The 26,579-nt window shown below is 63.6% G+C and carries 18 protein-coding genes and 1 pseudogene; 9 read left to right on the forward strand and 10 right to left on the reverse strand.

Annotated elements, in window-relative coordinates:
* A complete protein-coding gene (gene pyc, locus ROSMUC_RS02415) occupies positions 1 to 3,441 on the reverse strand; it encodes a pyruvate carboxylase (protein WP_037269137.1) in 3,441 nt (1,146 codons plus the stop codon).
* A 152-nt stretch (positions 3,442 to 3,593) separates the two neighbouring features.
* Positions 3,594 to 4,733, reverse strand: a complete 1,140-nt coding sequence (locus ROSMUC_RS02420; protein ID WP_206018418.1) for an alpha-hydroxy acid oxidase — start codon at positions 4,731 to 4,733, stop codon at positions 3,594 to 3,596.
* A 109-nt stretch (positions 4,734 to 4,842) separates the two neighbouring features.
* Here ROSMUC_RS02420 and ROSMUC_RS02425 point away from each other — a divergent pair, with 109 nt between their 5' ends.
* Positions 4,843 to 7,182: an ATP-dependent helicase gene (locus tag ROSMUC_RS02425; RefSeq protein ID WP_037269140.1), complete on the forward strand. Its 2,340-nt coding sequence runs from the start codon at positions 4,843 to 4,845 to the stop codon at positions 7,180 to 7,182.
* A 99-nt stretch (positions 7,183 to 7,281) separates the two neighbouring features.
* Here the strand turns inward: ROSMUC_RS02425 and ROSMUC_RS02430 are convergent, their stop codons facing one another.
* The 5 genes and pseudogenes from ROSMUC_RS02430 to ROSMUC_RS02450 form a co-directional block, all read right to left on the reverse strand.
* Entirely contained in the window at positions 7,282 to 8,424 is a 1,143-nt protein-coding gene (locus ROSMUC_RS02430; RefSeq protein WP_037269143.1) for a saccharopine dehydrogenase family protein, read from the reverse strand.
* A gap of 13 nt (positions 8,425 to 8,437) precedes the next feature.
* Positions 8,438 to 8,686: a SemiSWEET family sugar transporter gene (locus tag ROSMUC_RS02435; RefSeq protein ID WP_037269146.1), complete on the reverse strand. Its 249-nt coding sequence runs from the start codon at positions 8,684 to 8,686 to the stop codon at positions 8,438 to 8,440.
* Positions 8,687 to 9,743: pseudogene (locus ROSMUC_RS02440) on the reverse strand (saccharopine dehydrogenase). It abuts the gene before it with no gap.
* Between the two features lie 9 nt (positions 9,744 to 9,752).
* Positions 9,753 to 10,367 (reverse strand): glutathione S-transferase family protein, encoded by a 615-nt coding sequence (locus ROSMUC_RS02445; RefSeq protein ID WP_037269149.1) that lies wholly within the window; start codon positions 10,365 to 10,367, stop codon positions 9,753 to 9,755.
* An 18-nt stretch (positions 10,368 to 10,385) separates the two neighbouring features.
* On the reverse strand, positions 10,386 to 11,036 hold the full coding sequence (locus ROSMUC_RS02450) for a histidine phosphatase family protein (RefSeq protein ID WP_037269152.1): 651 nt from the start codon (positions 11,034 to 11,036) through the stop codon (positions 10,386 to 10,388).
* 233 nt (positions 11,037 to 11,269) lie between these two features.
* Between ROSMUC_RS02450 and fdhF the strand changes: the two genes are divergently transcribed.
* From fdhF to xrtE, 6 genes are all read left to right on the forward strand, one after another.
* Positions 11,270 to 14,044, forward strand: a complete 2,775-nt coding sequence (gene fdhF, locus ROSMUC_RS02455) for a formate dehydrogenase subunit alpha (protein WP_037269856.1) — start codon at positions 11,270 to 11,272, stop codon at positions 14,042 to 14,044.
* Between the two features lie 100 nt (positions 14,045 to 14,144).
* The gene (locus ROSMUC_RS02460) at positions 14,145 to 15,194 is read left to right on the forward strand and encodes a cobalt-precorrin-5B (C(1))-methyltransferase (protein WP_037269154.1); all 1,050 of its coding nucleotides are present in this window, start codon (positions 14,145 to 14,147) and stop codon (positions 15,192 to 15,194) included.
* On the forward strand, positions 15,191 to 15,919 hold the full coding sequence (locus ROSMUC_RS02465; RefSeq protein ID WP_037269156.1) for a cobalt-precorrin-6A reductase: 729 nt from the start codon (positions 15,191 to 15,193) through the stop codon (positions 15,917 to 15,919). Before ROSMUC_RS02460 ends, ROSMUC_RS02465 begins: the two co-directional genes overlap by 4 nt.
* A complete protein-coding gene (locus tag ROSMUC_RS02470; RefSeq protein WP_037269157.1) occupies positions 15,916 to 16,545 on the forward strand; it encodes a DNA-3-methyladenine glycosylase family protein in 630 nt (209 codons plus the stop codon). The genes ROSMUC_RS02465 and ROSMUC_RS02470 overlap by 4 nt, the downstream gene beginning before the upstream one ends.
* Positions 16,542 to 17,207, forward strand: coding sequence for an alpha/beta hydrolase (locus ROSMUC_RS02475; protein ID WP_037269159.1), 666 nt, complete (start codon positions 16,542 to 16,544; stop codon positions 17,205 to 17,207). The genes ROSMUC_RS02470 and ROSMUC_RS02475 overlap by 4 nt, the downstream gene beginning before the upstream one ends.
* Positions 17,208 to 17,273: 66 nt before the next feature.
* Complete coding sequence (gene xrtE / locus ROSMUC_RS02480; RefSeq protein WP_037269162.1) at positions 17,274 to 18,878, forward strand: exosortase E/protease, VPEID-CTERM system; 1,605 nt, start codon at positions 17,274 to 17,276, stop codon at positions 18,876 to 18,878.
* 9 nt (positions 18,879 to 18,887) lie between these two features.
* On the opposite strand, the gene ROSMUC_RS02485 is transcribed toward xrtE, so the two are convergent.
* From ROSMUC_RS02485 to ROSMUC_RS02495, 3 genes are all read right to left on the reverse strand, one after another.
* A complete protein-coding gene (locus ROSMUC_RS02485; protein WP_075571699.1) occupies positions 18,888 to 19,061 on the reverse strand; it encodes a VPEID-CTERM sorting domain-containing protein in 174 nt (57 codons plus the stop codon).
* Between the two features lie 208 nt (positions 19,062 to 19,269).
* Positions 19,270 to 23,049, reverse strand: a complete 3,780-nt coding sequence (locus tag ROSMUC_RS02490; RefSeq protein WP_037269165.1) for an efflux RND transporter permease subunit — start codon at positions 23,047 to 23,049, stop codon at positions 19,270 to 19,272.
* On the reverse strand, positions 23,046 to 24,257 hold the full coding sequence (locus ROSMUC_RS02495; RefSeq protein ID WP_037269168.1) for an efflux RND transporter periplasmic adaptor subunit: 1,212 nt from the start codon (positions 24,255 to 24,257) through the stop codon (positions 23,046 to 23,048). The genes ROSMUC_RS02490 and ROSMUC_RS02495 overlap by 4 nt, the downstream gene beginning before the upstream one ends.
* A 221-nt stretch (positions 24,258 to 24,478) precedes the next feature.
* On the opposite strand from ROSMUC_RS02495, the gene ROSMUC_RS02500 reads away from it, so the two are divergent.
* Positions 24,479 to 25,168, forward strand: coding sequence for a hypothetical protein (locus tag ROSMUC_RS02500; RefSeq protein WP_037269171.1), 690 nt, complete (start codon positions 24,479 to 24,481; stop codon positions 25,166 to 25,168).
* Positions 25,169 to 25,316: 148 nt separating this feature from the next.
* A complete protein-coding gene (locus tag ROSMUC_RS02505; RefSeq protein WP_245875095.1) occupies positions 25,317 to 26,570 on the forward strand; it encodes a PQQ-like beta-propeller repeat protein in 1,254 nt (417 codons plus the stop codon).
* Positions 26,571 to 26,579 lie beyond the last annotated feature (9 nt).

Below are 26,579 nucleotides of genomic sequence, written 5' to 3' on the forward strand. Positions count from 1 at the left end.
TTATTCCAGTTCGACCAGCAGATCCTTGGCGTCAATCTGGCTGCCGGGTTGAACATGCACCGCCTTCACGGTCGCGTCACGCTCTGCGTGCAGGCCGGTTTCCATCTTCATTGCCTCGATGGTGAGCAAGAGGTCGCCCGCCTTGATCTTTTGTCCGGCCTTGACCGCGACCGTGGCCACGGCACCGGGCATGGGCGCGCCGATGTGGTTGGCGTTGCCCAGTTCCGCCTTGGGCCGGGCCGCCACTGTGCTCTTGATCCGCCGGTCGGGCACGCGCACGGTGCGCGGCTGGCCGTTGAGTTCGAAGAACACCCGCGCCTCGCCGTCCTCTTGGGTTTCGCTTACAGCGACCAGCCGGATTTCCAGCGTCTTGCCCGGGTCGATTTCGGCGGTGATCTCTTCGCCTGTCTCCATCCCGTAAAAGAAGGTGCGGGTGGGCAGGGTGCGCACGGGGCCGAATTGCGCGTGCCGTTCCATGTAATCGGCAAAGACCTTGGGATACATCAAGCTGCCCATCAGGTCCTCGTTGTCGATCTTCTTGCCGAAACGCTCGGTCAGTTCGGCAAGCCGCGCGTCCAGATCCTCGGGCGGCAAGAGCGTGCCGGGGCGCACGGTGATGGGCTCTTCGCCCTTGAGCACCTTCTTGACGATGGCGGGGGGGAAGCCGCCGGGGGCTTGGCCCACATAGCCCTTCATCAGCGTGATCACCGAGTCCGGAAAGCTGACCTCGGTCGCGGGGTCGAGCACGTCCTCGCAGGTGAGGCCCTGGCTGACCATCATCAGCGCCAGATCGCCCACGGTCTTGGCAATCGGTGTCACCTTGATGACGTCGCCGAACATCTGGTTCACATCGGCATAGGTGCGCGCGATGTCGTGCCAGCGGTCCTCCATCCCCATAGAGCGCGCCTGCGCCTTGAGATTGGTGAACTGGCCGCCGGGCATCTCGTGCAGGTAGACTTCGGAGGTGGGCGATTGCATGCCGCTCTCGAAGGCGGCGTAGTGATTGCGCACCGATTCCCAGTAGTTCGAGATTTGACGGATGGCCCCGATGTCGAGCCCGGTGTCGCGCGGCGTATGGCGCAGCGCCTCGACAATGGTTCCAAGCGTGGCTTGGCTGGTATTGCCCGAGAGCGAATCCATCGCGCAGTCGACCGCATCCACCCCGGCCTCGGAGGCCGCAAGGATCGTGGCCCCGGCAATGCCCGCCGTGTCATGGGTATGGAAATGCAGCGGTAGCCCCACCTCTTCCTTGAGCGCCTTGAAGAGCACGCTTGCCGTGGCCGGTTTCATCAGCCCGCCCATATCCTTGAGACAGAGGATATGCGTGCCGGCGGCCTTCAGCTCCTTGGCCATGGAGAGGTAGTATTTGAGGTCGTATTTCGAGCGCGCGGGATCGAGAATATCGCCGGTGTAGCAGATCGCCGCCTCAAGCACCTTGCCCGACTCGAGCACGGCATCCATCGACACGCGCATGTTCTCGGCCCAGTTCAGCGGATCGAAGACGCGGAAGATATCCACCCCGCTCTCGGCGGCCTGTTTGACGAAGGCCGCGACCACGTTGTCGGGATAGTTGGTATAGCCCACCCCGTTCGAGCCGCGCAAAAGCATTTGCGTGAGCAGGTTGGGCATGGCCGCGCGAATGTCGCGCAACCGCTGCCAGGGACATTCGTCGAGAAAGCGATAGGCCACGTCAAAGGTCGCGCCGCCCCAGCATTCGACCGAGAGGAGGCCGGGCAGGTCATGGGCGTAATTGGGGGCGATGCCGATCATGTCGATCGAGCGCATGCGTGTGGCCAAGAGCGACTGATGGCTGTCGCGCATGGTGGTGTCGGTGATCAAAAGCTGCTTTTGCGCGGCCATCCAGTCGGCCACCGCCTGCGCGCCCTTGCGCTCAAGGATCTGTTTCGGGCCGTCCTTGATTTCAGGGTTGGCGGGGCGCGGGGCGCGCGGCAGCTTGAGGTCGGCAGGCGGGCGAGTGCGCCCTTCGACCTCGGGATGGCCGTTGACCGTGATGTCGGCGATATAGCTCAGAACGCGCGTGCCACGGTCCCGTCGCTTGGCGAATTTGAACAGCTCGGGCGTCGTGTCGATGAATTTGGTTGTGTAGGTATTGTTGAGAAAGGTCGGATGCTTGAGCAGGTTTTCGACAAAGGCGATATTCGTGCTCACGCCGCGAATACGGAATTCGCGCAGGGCGCGGTCCATGCGGGCAATCGCCTGCTCGGGCGTGGGTGCCCAGGCCGTGACCTTGGTCAGAAGGCTGTCGTAATAGCGGGTGATCACGCCCCCCGCGTAGGCGGTGCCGCCATCCAGACGGATGCCCATGCCCGTGGCCGAGCGATAGGCGGTGATGCGGCCATAATCGGGGATAAAGTTGTTGAGCGGGTCTTCGGTGGTGATCCGCGTCTGGAGCGCGTGGCCATGCAGGGTGATGTCATACTGGCTGGCCTTGCCGGTGGCCTCCATCAGGCTCTTGCCCTCGGCGATCTTGATCTGGGCCTGCACGATGTCGATGCCGGTGACTTCCTCGGTCACGGTATGCTCGACCTGCACGCGGGGATTTACTTCGATGAAATAAAACTTGCCACTGTCCATATCCATCAGGAATTCGACGGTGCCGGCACATTCGTAATTCACATGCTTGCAGATCTTGTAGCCAAGCTGGCAGATTTCCTCGCGCTGCGTCTCTGACAGGTAAGGGGCGGGGGCGCGTTCCACCACCTTTTGATTTCGGCGCTGCACCGAGCAGTCGCGCTCGAAGAGGTGATACATATTGCCATGCTTGTCGCCCAGGATCTGGACCTCGACGTGGCGCGCGCGCAGGATCATCTTTTCAAGATAGCCCTCGCCATTGCCGAATGCTGCCTCGGCCTCGCGGCGGCCCTCGCGGACCTTATCCTCAAGCTCGCTCTCGTTTTCGATGGGGCGCATGCCACGCCCGCCACCACCCCAAGACGCCTTGAGCATCAGGGGATAGCCGATCTCCTTGGCCTGCTTGCGGATTTCCTTGATGTCATCGCCCAGAACTTCGGTCGCGGGGATGACGGGCACGCCCGCCTCGATGGCCACGCGCCGCGCGCTCGCCTTGTCGCCAAGCGCGCGCATGGTTTCGGCACGCGGGCCGATAAAGGTGATCCCCGCCGCGTCGCAAGCATCGACAAAGGCCGGATTCTCGGACAGGAGGCCATAGCCGGGATGGATCGCATCTGCGCCCGAGAGCTTGGCCACGCGGATGATTTCCTCGATCGACAGATAGGCCTGAACCGGCCCCATGCCTTCGCCGATGCGATATGCCTCGTCCGCCTTGAAGCGGTGCAGCCCGAGCTTGTCCTCTTCGGCAAAGACAGCGACGGTTTTCTTGCCCATTTCATTGGCAGCCCGCATGATGCGGATGGCGATTTCGCCCCGGTTGGCGATGAGAATTTTTTTGAAGTCGGCCATGCCTGTCCCCCGGTTTATCAGTTCTGGCGGCGCGGCCGTCTATGCCGCATTGCAGCGCTGCATCCTTGTAGGATTTGTGAAAGGTTTGTGCAATCCGGCAAACTGGGTATTCCCCGGCAAGGGAAATTTCCTGTCCCGACGGGTGGGTGGCCCTACCCGGAGGGGATCAAGCGTGCGCGCACATCCCAAAGCGTGTGCGTGCCCAACTGGCCCATGTTGGCGCGCAGATCCTCGGCCAGGATATCCGCGAGATGCGCCGGGCCGCTCTCGCCCAAGGCCCCAAGCGCGTAGTGCCAGCCGCGCCCCAACATGACGAAATCCGCTCCAAGGGCGATGGCGCGCAGCACGTCGAGCCCGCCTTCGATGCCGCCGTCCATGATCACCGGCAGGGTGGTTGCGGCGCGTACCTGCGGCAGCGCTTCGATGGTGGCGGGGGCGGCGTCGAACTGTCGACCTGCGTGGTTCGAGATCCAGATCGCGTCCACTCCCTCTTTCTCGAGCGCGGTGGCATCGTCGGCGCGCAGCACGCCCTTGACAACAAGCGGTCCGTCCCAAGCATCGCGCAGCCAACGCAGGTAGTCCCAGTCGGGCGAGGTGCGCAGCAGGTATCCGGCGTGCTTGTTCGAGGGCAAGCCCTTGGTCTGGCCTGCGTAATCGTCAATCAGCCGCATGCGCGGCATGCCGAGCCGCGCGGTGCCAAGCGCCCAGGCCGGGCAGCGTGCCACCTGCGCCAGAAGGCGCGGCGTCAGCTTGGGCGGCTGAGTAAGCCCAGACCGCACCTGCCGCTCGCGGCGGCTGCCCACGGGCACGTCGACGGTCAGCACGAGCACCGAGAACCCGGCGTTGCGCGCGCGGTTCAGCATGTCCATGCGAATGCCGGTGTCGCGCGGCGGATACATCTGGAACCAGCCATTGCCGTTCAGATGCGGGCCCACGACCTCGGGCGTCTGGCTCGCCACGGTGGAGAGGCCATAAGGTATCCCCACCTGCGTAGCGGCCCGTGCCAACAGACGCTCGGCATCGGGCCAGATGAGGCCGGACATGCCCACGGGCGCGATGCCCACCGGCAGGGCATGGGTCTGCCCAAAGAGGGGGGCGGTGATGTCGGCTGTGAACTCGCCATGCAGGATCGACGGGCTGAGCCGCACCTGATCGAGCATCAGGCGGTTGCGCGCCTTGGTGGCCTCTGTGCCGGTGGCACTGTCAAGGTATTCCCAGACGAAATGCGGAATGCGGCGCGCCGCGCGGGCGCGCAGGTCAGACAGGGCGGGATAGGTTGCATGCAGCGTCATGGCGCGCATTTGCGCGGGTTTTCAGGAGCTTGTCCAGAGGGCAGATCGGGGCGGAACAATCCCCGAACATCTCTTTATCTCCGGGCGTGCTCGCGCTATTGTCCTGTGCATGAACAGATTTGACGAATCCGATGCCTTCGAGGGGGCCAGCCTCTCGGCCCGTGCGATGGCTGCGCGGCCCGCGCCCTATCTCGATGACCTCAACCCCGAGCAGCGCCGCGCGGCGGAGACATTGGATGGTCCGGTGCTCATGCTGGCCGGGGCGGGCACGGGCAAGACCAAGGCGCTGACCACGCGCATCGCGCATCTGATGAACACCGGGCGCGCGGGGCCGGGCGATATTCTGGCCGTGACCTTTACCAACAAGGCCGCGCGCGAGATGAAGGAACGCGTCAGCCGCCTGATGGGCGAGCGGGTGGAGGGCATGCCGTGGCTCGGCACGTTTCACTCGATCTGTGTCAAGCTCTTGCGCCGGCACGCCGAACTCGTCGATCTGAAATCCAATTTCACCATTCTGGACACAGACGACCAATTGCGCCTGCTCAAGCAACTGGTGCAGGCATCGGGCATCGACGACAAACGCTGGCCCGCGCGGATGCTGGCCGGGATCATCGACCAATGGAAGAACCGCGCCTGGACGCCCGACAATCTGCCCAGCAGCGAGGGCAGCGCCTATGACGGCAAGGGGGCGGCGCTCTATCGGCAGTATCAGACCCGCCTGCGCGAGCTGAACGCGGTCGATTTCGGCGACCTGCTCTTGCATGTGGTCACGATCTTTCAAAAGCACGACGATGTGCTCAGGCAATACCAGCGATGGTTCCGCTATATCCTCGTGGACGAGTATCAGGATACCAACGTGGCGCAATATCTGTGGTTGCGCCTCTTGGCGGGGGGGCACAAGAACATCTGCTGCGTGGGCGATGACGACCAGTCCATCTATGGCTGGCGCGGTGCCGAAGTGGGCAATATCCTGCGGTTCGAAAAGGATTTTCCGGGCGCGGCTGTGATCCGGCTGGAGCAGAATTACCGCTCGACCCCGCATATCCTTGCGGCGGCGTCGGGGGTGATTGCGGGCAATCGCGACCGGCTGGGCAAGGAGCTGTGGACCGCCACCGAAGAGGGGGAAAAGGTCCGCCTGATCGGCCATTGGGATGGCGAGGAAGAGGCCCGCTGGATCGGCGAGGAAATCGACGCGATGCAGCGGGGCACGCGGCAGATGCGGCCCTATTCGCTGGACGAGATGGCAATTCTCGTGCGCGCCTCGCACCAGATGCGCGCCTTTGAGGACCGGTTCCTGACCATCGGCCTGCCGTATCGCGTCATCGGCGGTCCGCGATTCTACGAGCGTTTGGAAATTCGCGACGCCATGGCCTATTTCCGGCTGGTGGTCTCGCCTGCGGATGATCTGGCGTTCGAGCGGATCGTCAACACCCCAAAACGCGGTCTTGGCGACAAGGCGCAGCAGAAAATCCAGGTCTCGGCGCGCCAGAATGGCGTGTCGCTGGTCGAGGGGGCGCGGCTCTTGCTCGACGACAAGGGCATCGGCGGCAAGGCGGCGGGGGAGTTGCGCCTGCTGATCGACGGGCTGGCCCGTTGGGGCCGCATGGTGGACGATGCCGACATCACCCATGTCGAACTGGCCGAGATGATCCTCGACGAGAGCGGCTACACGGCCATGTGGCAGAATGACAAGACGCCCGAGGCACCGGGGCGGCTCGAGAATCTCAAGGAATTGGTCAAGGCCCTGGAAGGCTTCGAGAATCTCCAAGGATTCCTGGAACATGTCAGCCTCATCATGGACAACGAGTCGGGCGATGAGGGCGAGAAGGTCACGCTGATGACCCTGCACGCCGCCAAGGGGCTGGAGTTTCCGGCCGTGTTCCTGCCGGGGTGGGAGGATGGGCTTTTCCCGTCGCAACGAGCGATGGACGAAACCGGCGTGCGCGGGCTCGAGGAAGAGCGGCGGCTGGCCTATGTCGGCATCACCCGCGCCGAAGAGGTCTGCACCATTTCGTTCGCGGGCAATCGCCGCGTTTACGGTCAGTGGCAATCGCAAATGCCCTCGCGCTTCATCGACGAATTGCCCGAGGCGCATGTCGATGTGCTCACCCCTCCGGGGCTTTATGGCGGGGGGTATGGGGCGGCGGCCTCAGCCGGCATCGAGAGCCGCGCCGCCGAGGCCAATGTGTACAATAGCCCCGGTTGGCGGCGGCTTCAGGCGCGCGGCGGCGAACGGCCCATGAGCCAGCCAAGCGAGGCCCGGCACAGCGTGATCGACCTTCAGGCCACCAGCGCGCATATGGTGGGCGAGCGCGTCTTTCATCAGAAATTCGGCTATGGGGCGATCATCGCCATCGAGGGTGACAAGCTCGAAATCGCCTTTGAAAAGGCGGGCACCAAGAAGGTGGTCGCGCGCTTTGTCACCGGCGCGGATGACGTGCCGTTCTGACGCGGGGCCAGCGGCGGATCTGAGTATTTTTGCCTAGAAGAAACCCGATGTCGCTTCTTCTTGGTGCAAATACTCAAATCCGACCTTGCGTCGAAACGATCAGCCGAGGTGATCCACGACCGTCAGATGCTGCGCCAGCCGGCTAACCTCGGCCAGATAGCGCGCGACCAGTTTCGGATCATGGGGAGCTGCGCTGACGCCTGCGGGGATTTCGCGCGCCAGCACCGACTCGACCGCGAGCGAGACCGGAATCGACACGAGCCGCGCCATCGCCGTGCCGCGCGCATCGCCCCAGGCGTCCATCACATAGCTTTGGTGCCAGACTGGTTTACCGGCCTTTTCTGCCTTGAGATCGACGCAGAGCACGACGCGGTCCGGTTCGCCCTCATCATAGGCGTTCTCTTGCCAGAACTGATCGGACATCTCCTTGAGCCGGGCATCGCCCGCGGCACCGTCGAGCGTTTCGATCTCGGCAAAGACCTCCTTCCAGGCCTCGGACCAGCCATTCAGGCGCAGCGTGCCGCGCACAAAGTCTTTGATCCGCCAGTCGGGATCGAACCGGTAATCGGCGATGAAGGGGATGGAATCGCGGTTGGGATACACCTCGAAGGTCTCCGGGGTTGGCAGGGGCGCGTCATAGCTGGAAATCGCGTCCCAGGGCCGGGACACCCTGAGTTCCGAGAAATCGCGGATCGAGCGCGAGGGCGAGCGCAGCGCCTTGAGCACGCCCAGAGGCGACCAGCTGAACTTGTAGCGAAACGGGTTGGGAAGTTTCGGCACGCCGCCGCAATAGGAGGTGAACGACAGGTCATTGCCTGCGTCAAAGGCCGGGGAGGCGCGATATTCGGCCACCAGATGATGCGCCATCAGGTGGTCAATGCCGGGATCGAGGCCGATTTCATTGACAAAGCACAGCCCCTTGTCGCGTGCCGCCTCGTCCAGGGCGCGCATCTCGGGGGCGATGTAGGAGGAGGAGACGAAATGCACGCCCGTCCCGAGGCAAAGCTCGGCCAGCGGCACATGCCAGTCGCCGGGCAGCATCGAGACTACGACATCGCCGGGTTTGAGCAGCTTGGCGAGGGCGTCCTTGTCAAAGGCGTGGATATTGTCCGTGAGATCACCGACGGCGGCGCGCGCCTTGTCGGTCGAGCGGTTCCAGACGCTCACGTCATGCCCTGCCTCGATCAGCCGCCGCAGACCGGGAATGGCCGATAGGCCCGTACCGCACCAGTGGATTGTCATGTCCGTCTCTCCTTTATTTGTAACGGAGTTTCGCCGCGACGATGCTCAGCATCGCCAGAACGGCGCAGATATTGGCCAGAATGAGAGGCCAGTCGCCGATCATGAGCCCGTAAACCAGCCAGAGCGACACGGTGGTCAGAAAGATCAGGTTCGACGGCAGCGACAGGCCCGAGGTGTCGCGCGTGGCCCAGGCCTTGACCGCCTGTGGAATCCAGCAGATCGTGCCTAGAAAGGCGGCCAGATATCCGACGTAGGGCGCCATTCAGATCTCTGTCATATGGCTGTGAAAGGTCTCTGACGCCCGCGCCCAGACCCCTTGATCCAAGGTGTCGAGGGTCAGGAGGGAGGCCAGCAACTGCCCCGCGTAATCCTGCGAGGATTCCACCGGCAAGAGCGAGGGCAGGTTGTCGATGGCCATGATGTCGAGCGGCGGGGCGTCATGCACACGCAGCACGGGGGCCGCCCAGGAGGTTGCCGCGTCATAGAGAGGCACCGGGTTGTAATCGCTGTCAGGATCGCAGGCCACATCGCCGACCACGGTCAGTTGGCGGGGCTGATCGAGCGCGGATTTCGGCACGAAAACCGGCGTGCCGGGGCGCGCGAAGATGCAGTTCAGAAAGATGTCATGGGCGAGAATTTCCGGGAAAGGCCCGCCGGATGCGGTCTCGGCCATGTCCCAGCGGGTGACGGGCACGTCCATTGCCTCGCAAAGGTCTGCCGCCCCGGTGCCTACGCGGCCCAAGGCCCCGATGACGATGGCGCGGGGGCGCGGCGCGCCCGTGGCATCGAGCCGCGCGCCGAGGTCCGCCAGCAGCGCGTCGCGCCCCGGATAGGTGTCGACGGGGGGGCAGGTCGCATCGCGCTGTTGCGCCACCCATGCCATGAGCGATACCGCCGCCCCGGCATAGCCCGCCCAATAGCCAAAGGCGGCGACGCGGCGGCCCGTTTCATCGACGAGATATTCGAGATCATAGAGCGTGCCGCCCCCGGCCTTGAACCGCTGCAAGAGGCGTCGTCCGGCATGCTGGCCCTTGAAGGCATGGCCGAACATGATGTGGCGATGCGGCAGGGGGGTGCCGTCTTCGGGCAGTTCCTTGAGCCCGAAGATGATCGCGTCGGCGGGGGGCGGAGGGCCAAGTGTTCTCGGGTGCAATCGTGCAGCCCGCCGCGCGGTAGCCGTCGATCGGAATGGCGCGGTTGTGGCTTTCTTCCACCGTCACGCGGATGCCCTTGGCGATGAGTTGTGCCGCGCCCTCGGGCGTCAGGCCGACGCGTTCCTCGTTTGGCCGCTGCTCGGCCCTTACCCACAGATGTGTCATGTCAACCTCTCAGATCATGTTGTCCGCGATCACGCGCGCCACAGAAGCACGCGCGCGCATTGCCTGCACAAAGGCGGTGATCTTGGGGAATTGTGCCACGTCCACCCCATCACCTGCCAGCCAGCTACAGGCAACATAGAGATAGGCATCGGCGAGCGAGACAGTCTCGCCCAACACAAAAGGCCCGGTGAGTACGTGGTTTTCCACATAGGCGGCGCTGTCGGTCATGGTCTGCACCGACTTGGCCTTCATATCGTCAAAAGAGCTTTGCTGATCGGCCCAACGGTGGCCGCGCATTTTGTGCGCGTGGTTCACATGCATGGTGGAGGCGATGTAATACATCGCTTCGCGCATCTTGGCGGCCTGATAGGGATCTGTGGGGCGTAATCCGGCCTGCGGCGTAGTGTCGGCGATGTAATCGAGGATCGCGCCGGTTTCGGTCAGAATGCCGTTGTCGGTGACAAGGGCCGGAACGCGCCCTTTGGGATTGATCGCGAGATAGGTAGCCCCTGATTGCTCCCCGGCCCGGAAATCGAGGCGCATCGGTTCAAAGTCGAGACCGGCCTCGTGCAGGGCGATGGCCACTGCAATCGAGATGGTGCCTTTGGCGTAATAGAGTTTCATGGCGGGTCCTCTTGACTGTCAGATGAAGGTGCGGGCATGTGCCCGGTCGGGTGTGTCGAGATGGGGCGTGGCGTTGAACGTGCCCAGCATCAGCATGTCGTGCACATGCTCGAGGCGGTGCAGCGAAGAATTCATCACTTGAAGCATGACCTTGGACATGCCCGGAATATCGAGGCCGAGGGCGTGCCGCATGACCATGCCGATCACGCCGCCGGAGGTGACGATCAGGATGCGCCCGTTATGGTGACAGATGTCGTCGATCAGGCTGGTGATCCGGGTTGTGAAATGCTCGAAAGTCTCGGGCACATCGTCAAGATCGCCCCTTGCCCAGTGTTCGATCACCTGCGGCAGGTAGCGGGCGAACTCGGTCGCATCGGCAGGAGCGGGAATGCCGTGTTGCACTTCGATGGCGCGGGCGAGGGCGAAATAGCTCAACTCGTCAAGGCGCGGATCCCGCTCGGTGATGTCATAGCCCATGGCGCGGGCCGTGCCGATCTGACGGTTTAGAGTGCCTGTGATTACGTGATCGAAATGGGGATTCGTCCGGGCAAGATGCGCACCCAGCCATTCGGCCTGCTGCACGCCAAGAGGCGACAGCCGGTCATAGCCTGCCTCATCGGTGGCATGGCTGTTGGCCTGCCCGTGCCGCACCAGAATAAGCTCTGCCAAGGTTTCCCTCCCCTGAATTCCGCGCGACGTTAGCGCCGGTTGCGACGGGGTTAAAGGTGGCGCGCGAAATAATCCTCTCGTTCGTCAGCCACGTCTTTGACAGCATGTGAATTGGGGCCTCAGCGATGGCTCTTTGCCTTTCGTGGCGCAAACGCAGGGTGAGGTGTCGGGATTGACGGCCTATGGGATGCAGCTGCATGCTTAAAAAAGGCCCAAAGCAGGGAGGCACGCTGATGACCGACAAGATCACATTCGTATTGGACGGCCAAGAGGTCGAGGCAGACGCCGGTCAGACGATTTGGGAAGTTGCGAATGGTCGCGGCCTGAAAATACCGCATCTCTGCCACAAGCCCGCACCCGGCTATCGCCCCGATGGCAATTGCCGCGCCTGCATGGTCGAGGTTGAGGGCGAGCGCACGCTGGTCGCCTCCTGCATTCGCGAGGCCAAGGCGGGTATGGTGGTGACCACGAATTCCGCGCGCGCGGAATCGGCGCGCAAGATGGTGGTCGAGATGCTCTTGGCCGATCAGCCCGAGCAGGCGCAATCGCATGACCGTTCGAGCCACCTCTGGGACATGGCCGAGGCCAACGGCGTGACGCACAGCCGCTTTCCCAAGCTCGAGAAAGAGCGGATCCCGCTTCTTGATGACACCCATATCGCCATGCGCGTCAATCTGGATGCTTGTATCCAGTGTGGTCTTTGCGTGCGCGCCTGCCGCGAGGTGCAAGTCAATGACGTGATTGGCATGGGAGGGCGAGGACACGACGCCTATCCGGTGTTCGATCTGGCTGATCCGATGGGGGCCTCAACCTGCGTGGCCTGCGGCGAATGTGTGCAGGCCTGCCCGACCGGGGCCTTGATGCCGGCCACCGTGCTTGACGATCAGCAGCAGGGCGACAGCGCGGATTTCGACGAAGAGGTCAAGAGCATCTGCCCCTTCTGCGGCGTGGGCTGCCAGGTCTCGCTCAAGGTCAAGAATGGCAAGGTCAAGTATGTCGAGGGCATCAATGGGCCTGCCAACGAAGGGCGGCTCTGCGTCAAGGGGCGGTTCGGTTTTGACTATATCCACCACCCGCACCGCCTGACCAAACCGCTCATTCGCCGCGACGATGCGCCCGCCAAGGGTCTGAATGTCGATCCCGGCAATTGGCAGGAAGTATTCCGCGAGGCCGAGTGGGACGAGGCGCTCGATCTGGCGGCGGGCGCGCTGAAGGGGCTCAAGGATACCCATGGCGGGACCAGCGTGGCGGGCTTCGGTAGCGCCAAATGCACCAATGAAGAAGCTTATCTCTTTCAGAAATTCATCCGCCAGGGATTTGGTCACAACAACGTCGACCACTGCACGCGGCTCTGCCACGCCTCCTCCGTGGCGGCGCTGATCGAGAATGTCGGCTCTGGTGCCGTCACGGCGACCTTCAACCAGATTGAAAACGCAGATGTTGCGATCATCATCGGCGCCAACCCGCTAGAAAACCATCCCGTTGCTGCGACCTATTTCAAGCAGTTCACCAAGCGCGGTGGCAAGCTCATCGTCATGGACCCTCGCGGTCAGGGCATGAAGCGCTTTGCCACCCATATGCTGCAATTCCGCCCCGGTGCGGATGTCTCGATGCTCAACGCGATCATGCACGTGATCGTGGAAGAGGGGCTGTATGACCAGCAGTATATCGCAGCCTTCACCGAGAATTGGGAGGCGGAGAAAAAGCATCTGGCGCAGTTCCCGCCCGAGAAGATGGAAGCGATCTGTGGCGTGCCCGCGGAGACCCTGCGCGCTGTGGCGCGGGATTTTGCCACGGCCAAGGCGGGGATGATCTTTTGGGGGATGGGCGTCAGCCAGCACATCCACGGCACAGACAATTCGCGCTGCCTGATTTCGCTGGCGCTGATGTGCGGCCATGTGGGCCGTCCGGGCACCGGGTTGCATCCGCTGCGTGGCCAGAACAACGTGCAGGGGGCGTCTGACGCGGGCCTCGTGCCGATGTTCCTGCCCGACTATCAGACAGTGACCGATGACGGCGTGCGCCGTGCCTTTACCGAAGTCTGGCAATCGGGGGACTTCTCGAACCAGAAGGGCCTGACCGTGACCGAGATCATGGATGCGGTTCACGAGGACAAGATCAAGGGCATGTATATCCTGGGTGAGAACCCGGCGATGTCAGACCCGGATGTGGAGCACGCCCGCGATGCTCTGGCCAAGCTGGAGCATCTGGTGGTGCAGGATATTTTCATCACCGAAACGGCGAACTATGCCGATGTGATCCTGCCTGCCTCGGCCTTTTATGAGAAAGCGGGCACCGTCACAAACACCAATCGTCAGGTGCAGATGGGCCGCCCCGCCGTGCCCCCGCCGGGAGAAGCGCGTGAGGATTGGGCGATCACCGTAGAGCTGGCCAAGCGGATCGGTCTCGATTGGTCCTACAACAGCCCGGCGGATGTCTTTGCCGAGATGAAGGTCAACATGCGCTCGCTCGACAATATCACATGGGAGCGGCTGGAGCGGGAAGGGGCTGTGACCTATCCTTGTAAAGGCCCAGATCAGCCCGGCGAGGCGGTGGTGTTTGGCAACGGGTTCCCGCGTCCAGAAGGACGGGCGAAATTCACCCCGGCGGCGATCATCCCGCCAGACGATGTGCCTGACGCGGACTATCCGATGATCCTGACCACGGGGCGGCAGCTTGAGCATTGGCACACAGGGTCGATGACCCGGCGCGCCAGCGTGCTTGATGCGGTCGAGCCTGAGGCGAATTGCTCGATGCATCCCGCAACTCTGCGCAAGCTGGGGGTTGAGCCGGGCGGCATGGTGCGCCTGAGCACCAAGCGCGGCTCGATCCGGATCATGGCGCGGGCAGATCGCGCCGTGGCCCCCGATATGGTGTTCCTGCCCTTTGCCTATGTCGAGGCGGCGGCGAATATCCTGACCAACCCGGCGGTCGATCCCTATGGCAAGATCCCCGAGTTCAAGTTTTCGGCGGTCAAGGTCGAAGCGGCGAATATCGCGGCGGAATGATATGGAATGCGCCCCGCGCAGGTCGCGGGGCGCACAGACACATGCCCGTAGATTTGGCATTTGGCCTCGGACCGCGGCGCGCCTATAGTCGCGCTTGGACATGACCCGAAAACCCGACACCCCTCTGCGCCGTGGCTGGACCACGGGCGCTTGCGCCACCGCCGCGACGCGGGCGGCGCTGAGTTTGTTATGGGGCGAAGGCAAGGTGCGGCGCGTGCAAATCACCCTGCCGCGTGGCGAAACACCAGAGTTTGACATCGCGCATCACGCCAGTGGCGAGGACTGGGCCGAGGCGGGGGTGATCAAAGACGCAGGCGACGACCCGGATGTGACCCATGGGGCGATGATCATCGCCCATGTGGCGCGCTCAGAAGGTGGCGTGGTGTTTCGCGCGGGCGAGGGGGTGGGACGCGTCACCATGCCCGGCCTGCCGATTCCGCCGGGAGAGCCTGCGATCAACCCGGTGCCGCGCCAGATGATGCGCGAAACGGTCGAGGATATGGCCGAGCGCCTGTCGGAAAGCCCGGATATAGAGATCACCGTTTCGGTGCCGGGTGGGGCAGCTCTCGCGCAAAAGACGTGGAACCCGAGGCTGGGTATCAAGGGCGGGTTGTCAATCCTGGGCACCACCGGGATTGTGCGCCCGTTTTCCTGTGCGGCCTGGATCGCGTCGATCCATCGTGGCATCGACGTGGCGCGCGAGACAGGGTTGACCCATGTGGCAGGCTGCACCGGTGCCACGAGCGAAAAGGTCGTTCAGGGGCTATACGATTTGCCCGATCACGCGATGCTCGATATGGGGGATTTCGCGGGTGGGATGCTCAAGTATCTGGCCCGGAATCCGGTGCCGCGCCTGACGGTGGGGGGTGGTATCGGCAAGATGATCAAGCTGGCGCAGGGCGCGCGTGACCTTCATTCGGGTCGCAGCCAGGTGGATTTTGCGGGCCTTGCCGAGGCGCTTGGCCTGCCCGAGCTGAAATACATGAATACGGCCTTGCAAGCCTATGATTTGGCGGGGGAGACCTTGGCGGATTGGGTGGCGCGCGAAAGCCGCGCCAAGGTGTTGGCGATGCTGCCCGACGGGGTTGCGGTGGATACCGTGGTGATCGACCGGGCAGGCACGGTGCTGGCGCGGGCGGGGGTGGTATGACGCTCTTGCTGCTGGCGGGTACGGGGGAGGCGCAACAGCTGGCGCGACATCTGGCGGATGAGGGGCGCGCGGCGGTGGCCTCGCTCGCCGGGGCGACGCGGGCACCGCGCGCCATGGGGCTGCCCACTCGGATCGGAGGGTTCGGCGGTGAGGCAGGGTTTCTTGCCTATGTGGCCGAGGCGGGGATCACGGCGGTGCTCGATGCCACCCATCCTTTTGCGGCGCAGATCTCTGCGCGGACGGCGCGGCTCTGCGCGGCCCATGATCTGCCCTATTGCCAGCTTTTGCGCCCGGAATGGGTGCCGGTGGCAGAGGATCGCTGGACGGACATTGCCGCCGAAGAAGAGGCGGCGGCGCATATTCCGCAGGGGGCTACGGTCTTTCTTGCGACCGGGCGGCAGGGCGTGAGCCGCTTTGCCAATCTCGACGGGCGTCGCCTGATTTGCCGTGTGGTCGATCCGCCCGAGGCACCCTTTCCCATGGCAAATGGCACCTATATCGTTGGCCGTCCGCCGTTCTCCGTGGATGATGAAATTTCCCTTTTCACGCGGCTTGGCATTGATTGGCTGGTAGTCAAGAACGCGGGCGGGGCGGCGTCGGAGAGCAAATTGACGGCGGCGCGGGCGTTGAAGCTGCCCGTTGCGATGATCGCCCGCCCGCCGCAGCCTGAGGCCCCCTGCGTGGCGACGGTGGCGGCGGCAATGGAGTGGGTGCGCGCATTATGACCGGACGGATCATCGAAAATGCCGAGGATGTGGAGGAAGGTGCGGCGCATCTGGCCGCTCTCTGTCCACGCCTGCGCCATGCGTATGGTCTGACCGGGCCGCTACCCTTGCGGCGAAACCCGGATGGGTTCGCTGAGCTGTTGAGCGCGATTGTCAGCCAACAGGTCAGTGTTGCGTCAGCCAATGCGATTTGGTCGCGGATGGAACAGGCCGGGTTTACCGAGCCTCAGCGCATTGCTGCAGTCACGGATGATGACCTGCGCGCTGTGGGCCTTAGCCGACAAAAGGCGCGCTATGCCCGCGCGCTTGCGGAGGCGGGGATTGACTATGCCGCCCTGCGCTACGCACCGACGCCGGAGGTCATTGCAACGCTCACGCAGGTGCCCGGTATCGGCGTCTGGACGGCGGAAATCTATGCGATGTTCAGTCTGGGGCGCGCGGATGTCTTTGCGCCCGGCGATCTTGCCTTGCAAGAGGCGGTGCGCCTGCTCTACGACCTGCCGGAACGCCCCAAGGAACGGGCGCTGCGGCAGATGGCCGAGGATTGGGCACCCTGGCGCGCCGTTGCGGCACGGCTCTTGTGGGCCTATTACCGGGTGGCCAAGGACAGGGAAGGGATCAGATGACACGGGTTTTGAAAGCAGGCCGCAAGGCACCGCAGTCGGGCGAGACACGCTCGGCCGTGGTCTTTCTGCACGGATACGGCGCCAATGGCGCAGATTTGCTGGGGCTGGCCGATCCGCTGGCGGAGCATTTGCCCGATACGCTCTTTGTAGCACCCGATGCGCCCGAAAGTATTCCCGGCATGCCCTTTGGCCTGCAATGGTTTCCTATCCCGTGGATTGACGGATCGAGCGAGGAAGAGGCGCATCGCGGGCTGATGACGGCCTCGGCGGATCTGAACGCCTTTCTCGATGCGCTTATGGTGGATGAAGATCTCTTGCCCGAACAGGTGGTGCTCTTCGGCTTTTCCCAAGGCACGATGATGGCGCTGCATGTGGCCCCCCGGCGCGAGGATGCGCTTGGCGGGGTCGTGGCCTTTTCGGGGCGGCTCTTGTCGCCGGAATTGCTGAGCGATGAAGTGCAAAGCCGCCCGCCGGTCCTTTTGGTGCATGGTGACGCCGATGAGGTGGTGCCGGTGCAGTCGCTGCCGCAGGCGGCAGAGGCCTTGCAGGAGGCCGGTTGGCAGGATGTCTATGCCCATATCATGAAGGGCACTGGCCATGGGATCGCGCCCGACGGCCTATCGGTTGCTCTGGCCTTCATGCGCGACAAACTTGGCCTTTGACGGTTTCCCGCAAATCGCCGCAGGCTTGCCATATTATGGCGGCGCGGATGCACTAGGCCGGGACGGATGAGCAAGGACACCGACAGTCTCTCCCCGCTTGGACGGGCCTATTCTCTTGGCGCGCTCTTTGTCGCCGAGATGGTGCTGCTTGTGCTGCTCTACCAGGTTTTGAGTGACCTTGAGTGCCGCGCAACCGGAATCGAAACCGCGTGCCGAGGGCTGCGGTTCGTGGCGCTGTGGCTGCTTTGCGCGGGGTCTTTGGTCGGGGTATATCTCTGGGCGCGCCCCGTGGCGCGGTCCGAGTTCGCAAGTACGGCAAGCGCCGCGCCGGGGGGAGTACCTTGGGCGTTGCTGCATGGGGCGGGCGTTCTGGCGATGCTTGCGCCGCTGGTTCTGGTCGCGCCCGAGGCCTTGAGCGCAGAGTTTGCGCGGGTGTTTCCGCTGGCGGCCTTGGGGGCGCTGATGGCGGCCTTGGGAGGGGTGCTGTGGCTCATGCGGCCGTCAGCCTGGATTGCGTGGTTGCGAGGACGCACCTTGTCGCTCGTCGCCATTGCTGCCTTCGCGGCGGCCCTACCGGGCGCGGTGGTTCTGGCAGGGCCATTGTGGAGTGTGCAGGCGATCACAGATGTGACCTTTATCGCGGTATTTCTCTTGTTGCGCCTTTTTGTCGAGGATGTGGTTGTGGATCCCGCGACCTATGTGATCGGCACGCCGGAGTTCCGGGTCATGGTGGCCGATAGCTGTTCTGGGATTGAGGGGTTGGTGCTGATCACCGCGTTTCTCGCTCTTTACGGCGTGCTTTTCCGAGACGAATTGCGCCTGCGCCGCTTTGGCCTTGTGATCTGGCCTATCGCGCTCTTGGTGAGCTGGCTGTTCAACGCGGTGCGGATCACGGTATTGATCCTTATTGGGGTGTATGTCTCGCCCGAGCTTGCGGTCAATGGCTTTCACAGCTTTGCCGGGTGGTTGATGTTCACGGCGCTGTCCATCAGTGTGTTGGTGGTAGTGGGGCGCAGTGGCTATGCGTTGCAAGCGGCGGCAGTGCCACGGGTGCGCAGCGTGGCGCCAATGGCCGAGGATGATGTGGCCGGGCGAATCCTGCCGTTTATCGTATTCGCTCTGTCAGGTCTGATCGCACAGGCATTCTGGCGCGAGCCCGCCTTGGCCTATCCGGTACAGGTGGGCATGATGCTGGCTGCGCTCTGGTGGGTGCGGGGCACCGTGCGGCAGCATCTGGCGTGGCCGTCGGCGCTGTCGGTGGTCGCGGGGGGAGTGGTTGGGGTGGCATGGATTGTGACCGCGCCCGCAGCAGACCCCCCCTCTGAGGCACTCTTGTCGCTTGGGGCGGGGGCCTTTGCCCTTTGGGCAGGGATGCGTATCCTTGGCACGGTAGCCCTTGTGCCGGTGATTGAAGAGCTGTTTTTTCGGGGCTATGTGCAAGCGCGGCTGGATCGGGGAACCCTTGTCAGCCGGATAATCGCGATTGCCATCTCAGCCGGACTTTTCGCCCTTGTCCACGGTCGCTGGATCGAGGCCGGCCTAGCGGGCGTGGTGTTTTCTCTGGTTTACATGCGCAATGGGCGGCTGGCTGATGCCATGGCCGCCCATGCTGTTGCCAATGCTGTTATCGCAGCCGCCGCCCTTTGGAGGGGGGATTGGGCGCTGATCTGACGGTAGAGGTCAGCTCCGCGCGCGACGGCGTTTGATTTCCCAAGCAAGGACAAGGGCCGCGAGAACAACCGCAATGGCCAATGTCCCACTGGCGGCGTCCATTTCCGGTACGGAGGACGTCGAGCCCGAGCCACCGCCCGATGTCGTGTCACCGTACCAGCCATTCCAGAACCAATCAAACATGGATGCTCTCCGCTGTATCTAACGTTCAAATTCTTTCCCAAGATATGCCAGATTTTCGACACATTTCAAGCTGCCCTCTCAAAAATCCGGTATTTGGAAACGAACCGCATTGAAAGGGCGCTTTGTTTCCAAGTTCAACAGAAGATACGCCAAAACGATGAGCAGTTTACCCGATCGGCGCGCTAGCGCCCTGATAAGCCGTTGAGAATCACTCTGCTGCGCGCAGGGGTTGGCCTTTTATTCCTTCTGCTGAGTCGGGCGCTTCCACGTCTGCCGCGGTGGTTTGTATAGCTTTAGAAAGCGACTCATCGTGTTCGTCCGGCCAGATGATTTCCGAGTGCGCAAGGCGGCTTGCGGCTCGGGTGAGGGCCCAATCCCGTGCGGCGCGGCTGGAGCGGCCCATCGAGAGCTTGGCCAAGAGTTGTGCCCCCCAGAGGGCGTAGGTGCCAAGCCATACCCGCAGGGCCAGCATCGCAGGGGTGAAGACCAGCGTGAGAACGGTGGCGATGCCAAGGCCGAACACCACGGCGGTGGCCAGCTGTTTCCACCACAAAGCTGTTGGACTATCAAAGGCATAGCCGCCATTCACGAAGTCGAGGCTGAGCCCGAACATCATCGGCGCAAGCCCCGCCATCGTGGTGATCGTGGTCAAGAGCACGGGGCGGATACGATCCTGCGCCGTGCGGGTGATGGCGTCGATCTGGGGCATGTAGCGGGCGTATTCCTGAAAAGTGTCAATCAAAACAATGTTGTTGTTCACCACAATGCCCGCCAGGGCCACGATGCCGGTGCCGGTCATGATGATCGAAAAGGGCTGATCCATCACGAGCATGCCGATCAGCACGCCCGTGGTCGAGAGCACGACCGCCAGGAGAACCAGCACCGCGTTGTAAACGCTGTTGAATTGCGCCAGCAGAATGATGAACATCAGGCCAAGCGCCCCGGCAAATGCCTTTTGCAGAAATTCACCGGACTCTGCCTGATCCTCGGCGTCGCCGGTCCATTCGTAGCTGATACCGGGCGGCAGAACGCCTGATTCGAGCCATTCGGTGAGATGGGTTATCCGTTCGTTCGCTGTGATCGGAACCTTACGGTCTGTAAGGTCTGAGGCGGATTCTGTAACGAATACCCCGTCCTTGACCGCCGCCTTGATGTCGAAGAACCGGGTCTGATCGACGCGGTCGATCTGGGCCAATTGCTTGACCGGTTTGCGGGTGACGAAATTCGATAGGGGCACAAGCCCGTCGTCGGTGCGCACCTTGAGGCTGTCGAGGGTCGAGAGCACGCGGTCCTGATCGGGCAGGCGGACCCGGATCTCGATTTCCTCGTCGCTGCTGTCGACGCGCATGGTGTCGAGCAGGATGCCGCGCGTCACGAGTTGCACCATGGCACCGACGGTGGCGACATCGGCGCCAAAGCGCCCGGCCTTTTCGACATCGACGTCGATCTGCCAGTCGATGCCGGGGAGGGGCAAGGTATCCTCGATCTGATGGAGACCTTCGGTTTCGTCGAATTTCTGGCGGGCCACCTCGGTAAAGGCGATGAGATCGTCCCAATTGTCGCTTTTGAGGCGCAGATGAACCGGTTTGGCCGAGGCGGGGCCACGGGATTGGGCGAGCACCTCGAACTTGATGCCGGGCACGTTTTCCAGCTCTGCGCTGAGTTCGGAGATCACGGTATCGCCGTCGAATTCCGTCGCGACTACATGGCGGGTCACGGGCAGATCGAGAAGCGGAATGGTGAACCAGGTCTCGATGGATTGCGGGCGATCCTCCCAGGCGATGGTTTCAAACTGAATCTGGCCGATCGTATCGCGCGGGGGCTGTGCGCCGCCGGTATTCGTATTGAGCCCGCCATCCCCGGCAAAGGCGAAAGCGGTCTGGATACCGGGATGGGCGCGAATGATGTCCTCGACCTGTTTGACCAACTGGTCCTTTTGGTCAATCGAGAGGTTGCCGCGCCCGCGCACATAGACGATGCCGCGCTCTGGTTCGCTATCGACGAAGAATTCGGTGCCGTTGTTGTTGTTGATGTAGAACATGAGCACAGAGCCCACGAGCACGAAAATCGCGCCAAAGGCCACCAGCGGCATGACCGGATTGCCCGCGATGGCGTGGATCACCCAGCCGAATGCCGAGCGTTTGTAGCCGCCCTGGACACGTTCGCGGCGCGGGGGCAGCCAGCGCTGCCGCGCGGCACTCATGAGTTTGCCAAAGCGGCGCGGAATGGCCAAGAGGCCCAGGAGTGTGGCGGCAACCCCCGAGACACCCACCCCAAGCAGCACGCAAACCCCCAGCATGAGGCCAAAGACCGTTGCCAGCACCGGCACGACCGAGCCTAGAATGCGCGTACCGTCCATGCCGGAAAATTGCGTGCTCACGGCGTTGAGCAGGGTTGGAGCGATCTGACCGGCCAGAAGGGCCGCGCCGATGGCCACCGGAAAGAGCAGCACATGCCAGAGCCAGAAGCCGCTTGCGATCTGGTCGGTGCGGGTGTTGAACCAGCGTTCCAGCCGCCCGGTCACGCCGCCCAGCACTGGCAGGTAGACAAGCGCCACGAGAAGAGAGGCGGAGAGCACGAAAATCAGCGTGACCGGCAACATGCCCATGAACTGCCCCGGAATGCCGGGCCAGAAGAGCATCGGAAGAAAGGCGCAGAGCGTGGTGGCTGTGGAGCTGACGACCGGCCAGAACATCCGCTTGGCGGCCCCGACATAGGCGTGCATCGGGCCTTCGCCCTCTGCGATGCGCTTGTCGGCGTATTCCACCACGACAATGGCCCCATCCACCAGCATCCCCACCGCCAGAATGAGGCCGAACATCACGATATTCGAGATGGCAACGCCCATGACAGCCAGAAGGGCGAAACAGAGGAGGAAAGAGGTGGGAATGGAAAAGCCCACCAAGAGCGCGGGCCGGATGCCCAGGGCCGCCAGCGTGACGACCATCACCAATGCGATGGCGGTGAGAACCGAGCCTTCGAGCTGGCTGACCATGGAGGCCACGGTGCTGGATTGATCGTTCGAGGTGCCGACGCTGACGGCGACCTGCAAATCCTCGGGCCAGGTCTTTTCCGCCTCGGCGACGGCGGCGCGCACAAGGTCGGCGGTCTCGATGATGTTGAAGCCTTTGCGCTTGACCACCTGCAGCGCGACGGTCGTCTCGCCGTTGAAGCGCGCTGTGCCAAGCCGGTCCTCGAAGGTGAGGTTGATCGTCGCCAGATCTCCAAGGCGCACGATGCGGTCGCCATTGGTCTTGACCGGCAGGTTGTAGAAATCGCTGGTATCTTCAAAGGAAGAGGGAATCTTGACCGCGAAAGTGCCCTGGGCCGTGTCGACCTCGCCCGCGGCGATCAGTTGGTTGTTGTTCTGCACCACATTGATGAGATCGAGCGCGGTGACGTTATAGGCCTCAAGGCGCAGCGGGTCGATGATGACTTCGAGCATCTCCTCGCGATTGCCCGCGATGCCCGCCTCGAGCACCGGCTCCAGCCCTTCGAGCGTGTCCTGGAGGTCTTTGGCCAGCCGCGACATGGTGCGTTCGGGCACCGGGCCGGAGAGGTTGACGATGATGATCGGAAATTCGCTGAAATTCACCTCGTTCAGGGTGTATTTCTCGGCGCCTTCGGGGAAATCCGCCTCGGCGGTGTCCATCGCGTCGCGCACATCGGCGAGGGTCTTGGTCTTGTCCCAGCCGAATTCGAATTCGAGCGCCACGCCGCCGTAATTCTCGGCGGCGGTGCCGGTCATCTTCTTGAGCCCGTCCAGATCGCTCAGTTCGGTTTCCATCACCTTGACGAGCAGTTTCTCGCTGTCTTCGGCCGAGATGCCGGGGAAGGGGACCGAGATGAAAAGGGCTGGGATCTCGATGTCGGGCTCGCCCTCTTTGGGCAGGCTGACATAGGCCATGGTGCCGGCAAGGACCGAAAGAACGATAAAGGCCAGAACCATCCGGGCGCGGGCGGCGGCCCAGTCGACGAGGCCGGTCATTGGCCAAGCTCCTGAAACACGGGATCAACCGGCACGCCATCGGTCACGTAATCCTGTCCGATCACGATCACATCGGCGTTGTCGGGCAGGCCGGTGATCCAGACGCCCGAGGGCGTGTCGCGCAAAAGCTCGACCGGGACGAATTGCGCCCGGCTCTCGGGGCCGACGATGCGCAGTCCCAAGGTGCCCTCGTCATCGAGGGTGAGGGCCGATTGGGGCAGGAGATGCGCGCGCTTGCCCGCGGCACCAATCAGGATTTCGGCGGTTTCCCCGTCGCGCAGCGAGAGGTCTGTATTGGGCACCGTGACTTCGACGCGGAAGGTGCGGGTGACGTCATCGGCAGAGCGCGCCACGAAGGTCACGCGCCCCTCGACCATGCGCCCCGAGGCCATGCGGATTGTCGCGGGGGCGTTCATCTGCACGCGCGCCACCTGCATTTCGGACACGAACCCGACCATGGTGATCGGGTCGAGTTGCAGCACGGTGGCGCAGAGCGCGCCGGGTTGAAGCAGACTGCCGATTTCGGCGGTGTCGGTGTCCAGCACGCCATTGAACGGCGCGATGATCGAGAGGCGATTGATTTCCGTTTCGGCGGCGGCGACGGCGGCATGGGCGGATTCGATCCCGGCGCGCGCGGCCTCAAGGCCGGAGGTGGCCGATTGCACCGCCGCCTGCGCGGAACTGACCGCGGCACGGGTGGCGGCGACGCGGGTTTGCGAGGCGAAGCCGCTCTCGATCAGGTTTTCGGCGGCGTTGGCATTGATTTGCGCCTCTTCGAGTTGGGCGCGCGCCTCGTTGGCGCGGGCCTCGGCCTCGGGGATGCGGGTCTGGGCCTCGGACAGGCGGGCTTGGGCCTCGGCCAAGGCGGCCTCGCGCGCGGCGGGATCAAGGCGGCAGAGAATGTCGCCTTGGGATACCATATGCCCTTTGCGCAGCGGCTCGTTGATGACGAGGCCCGAGGTCTCGGCCCGCAATTCGACGATGCGGTCGGCCTCGGAGCGGCCGCGCACGACGACGGCGCTGTCGACTTCGCGCGCTTGGGAATGCAGGGCCACGACGCGCATGATCGCTTCGGCCTCTGGGGCGGTCTCGGGCAGCGGTTCGGCGGTTTGCGGGTCGGGGGCGGGAAGAAAGCGGTCATGCTCGAAAACGACCACATAGACCAAGGCAGACACCACCAGGGCGATGAGAACAGGAAGCAACCGCATTTATCTACCTTCGGGCCATGAGGCGTGGCGTTGGGCCGGGCTTGGGCCTACCTTGCGGGACACGGCCCAGGCGCACCATTACCGACTTATGCTAAACCAACCGGTTCAGATTAATCTTTTCCGATGCCTGCTGCAAGCACGCCCTTGCGTCGCGGGCGCGCCGCCCCTTGGCAGGGACAGGGCTTCGGGGTAAGAGGGGCAAAATTCAAGGGGGGCGCGGCGTGAGCAACACCGACAGTTTCATCGACGAAGTCACCGAAGAGGTGCGCCGCGACAGGCTATTTGCGTTGATGCGCCGCTATGGCTGGATCGCGGTTCTGGCGATCCTGTTGCTGGTGGGCGGAGCCGCGTGGAACGAATGGCGCAAGGCGCAGGATCGCGCCGCCGCACAGGCATTGGGCGATGCGGTGCTGGCTGCCCTCGCGACCGAGGATCGGGCGGCACGGGCGGCGGTACTGGATGCGATCACGGCACCGGGCGCGCAGGCGGCGTCTGTGATTGCCCTCTTGGCGGCCGCAGAGGAAGCGGCGGATAACCCTGAGGCGGCGGCGCAGCGTTTGCTGGCGCTGGCGGATCGGTCGGATGTGGAGGCTGTCTATCGCAACCTTGCCACGCTCAAGGCCGTGATGCTGCCCGGTTCGGGGCTGGATGCCGAGGCGCGGCGTGGTCGGTTGAACGGCTTGGCGCTGAGTGGCGGTGTGCTGCGGCTCTTGGCCGAGGAGCAACTGGCGCTGATCGACCTTGAAACAGGCAACCGCGAGGCGGCTCTCGAGCGCCTTGTGGCAATTGCCAGCGATGCCGAGGCCACGATGGGCTTGCGCAGGCGGGTGACACAAGTGATTGTGGCCTTGGGCGAAGAATTGCCCGACCTTCCGGAGCCTGTGACAGGGGCCGTGTCGGTGGGCGAATGACGAAGGCCGCGCCAGGCCAAAGGCCCAAGCGGGTCAACAGGGCGGTAAAAGGCGAAGAGTGAGGGCAAGAGCAGTGAAACCGAACGGATTGATTCTGGGGCTGGTTGCAGTCCTCGCGCTGACGGCCTGTACAAAGAAGACACAGATTTTGAGCGGCGAACGCCAGGGGATTCGCGAAGTTCTCCAGAGCGAGGCGGCGCGAGCGCAGGCCAACGTGACCCCGGAAAACCGGGTGCTGCCGGTCTCGCTGCCTGCGGCGACGGTCAACGCAGAGTGGCGGCAGCGGATCGGATCGCCAGCGACGCGCAGCACGCATCCCGCGCTGTCGCGCGCGCCGCAACTGGCGTGGTCGGTCAATATCGGGCAGGGCGACGGGCGGCGGGTGCGGATCACCGCAGACCCCGTGGTGGCTGAGGGGCGCATCTTTACGCTGGATGCCGAGGCCAAGGTGGCGGCGGTCTCGACCACGGGGCAACTGCTCTGGACGCGGGATCTGACCCCGGCCAATGACAACTCGAACAATGCCAGCGGCGGTGGTCTGGCCTATGGCGACGGCAAGCTCTTTGTGTCCTCGGCCTTTGGCAAGCTCACAGCAATTGACCCGGCCAGCGGCGGCGTGATCTGGGAACAGGAGCTGGGCGCGCCCGGCAGCGGCACGCCAGCGGTGCTTGACGGGTTGGTCTATGTGGTGGCAGGCGACGATGTGGCTTGGGCGATCGAGACCGACACCGGGCGCATTGCCTGGCAGTTGAGCGGCACACCCGATATTCACAATGTTCTGGGCGGTCCGGCCCCGGCCATCACCGACAAATACGTGGTCTTTGCCTTTGGTGCGGGGGAATTGCAGGGCGCATTCCGTCGGGGCGGTCTGCGCCTCTGGGACGCGCAGGTCGCGGGCGAGCGTCTGGGTGTGGCGAGCGCGCGGGTGGATGACATCACTGGCGACCCGGTGGTCGTGGGGGACCGACTCTACACCGGCAGTCACTCGGGGCGCACGGTGGCGCTGAGCCTCGGCAGCGGCAAGCGTCTGTGGACCGCAGAAGAAGGCCCGCTGAACCCGGTCTGGCCTGCGGGCGACTCGGTTTTCATGGTCACGGATCGCAACGAATTGGTGCGGCTTGCCACGGAGGACGGGACGCGCATCTGGGGGCATGAATTGCCGCTCTTTGCGGATCGCAAGCCCAAGCGGCAGGCCGAGATCGTGGGCCATTTCGGCCCCATTCTGGCCGGTGGTCAGTTGATCCTGGCCTCGGGCGACGGGCAATTGCGGTTCTTTGATCCGGCCTCGGGGCAGATGACGGGCGCGCGCGATTTGCCGGGCGGGGCCACGTCCAACCCGGTGGTTGCGGGCAACACGCTCTATGTCGTGTCGAAAAAGGGTCAATTGCTGGCTTTCCGTTGATCCAGTGTT

The organism is Roseovarius mucosus DSM 17069 (assembly GCF_000768555.3).
In the GTDB taxonomy this organism is placed as follows: domain Bacteria; phylum Pseudomonadota; class Alphaproteobacteria; order Rhodobacterales; family Rhodobacteraceae; genus Roseovarius; species Roseovarius mucosus.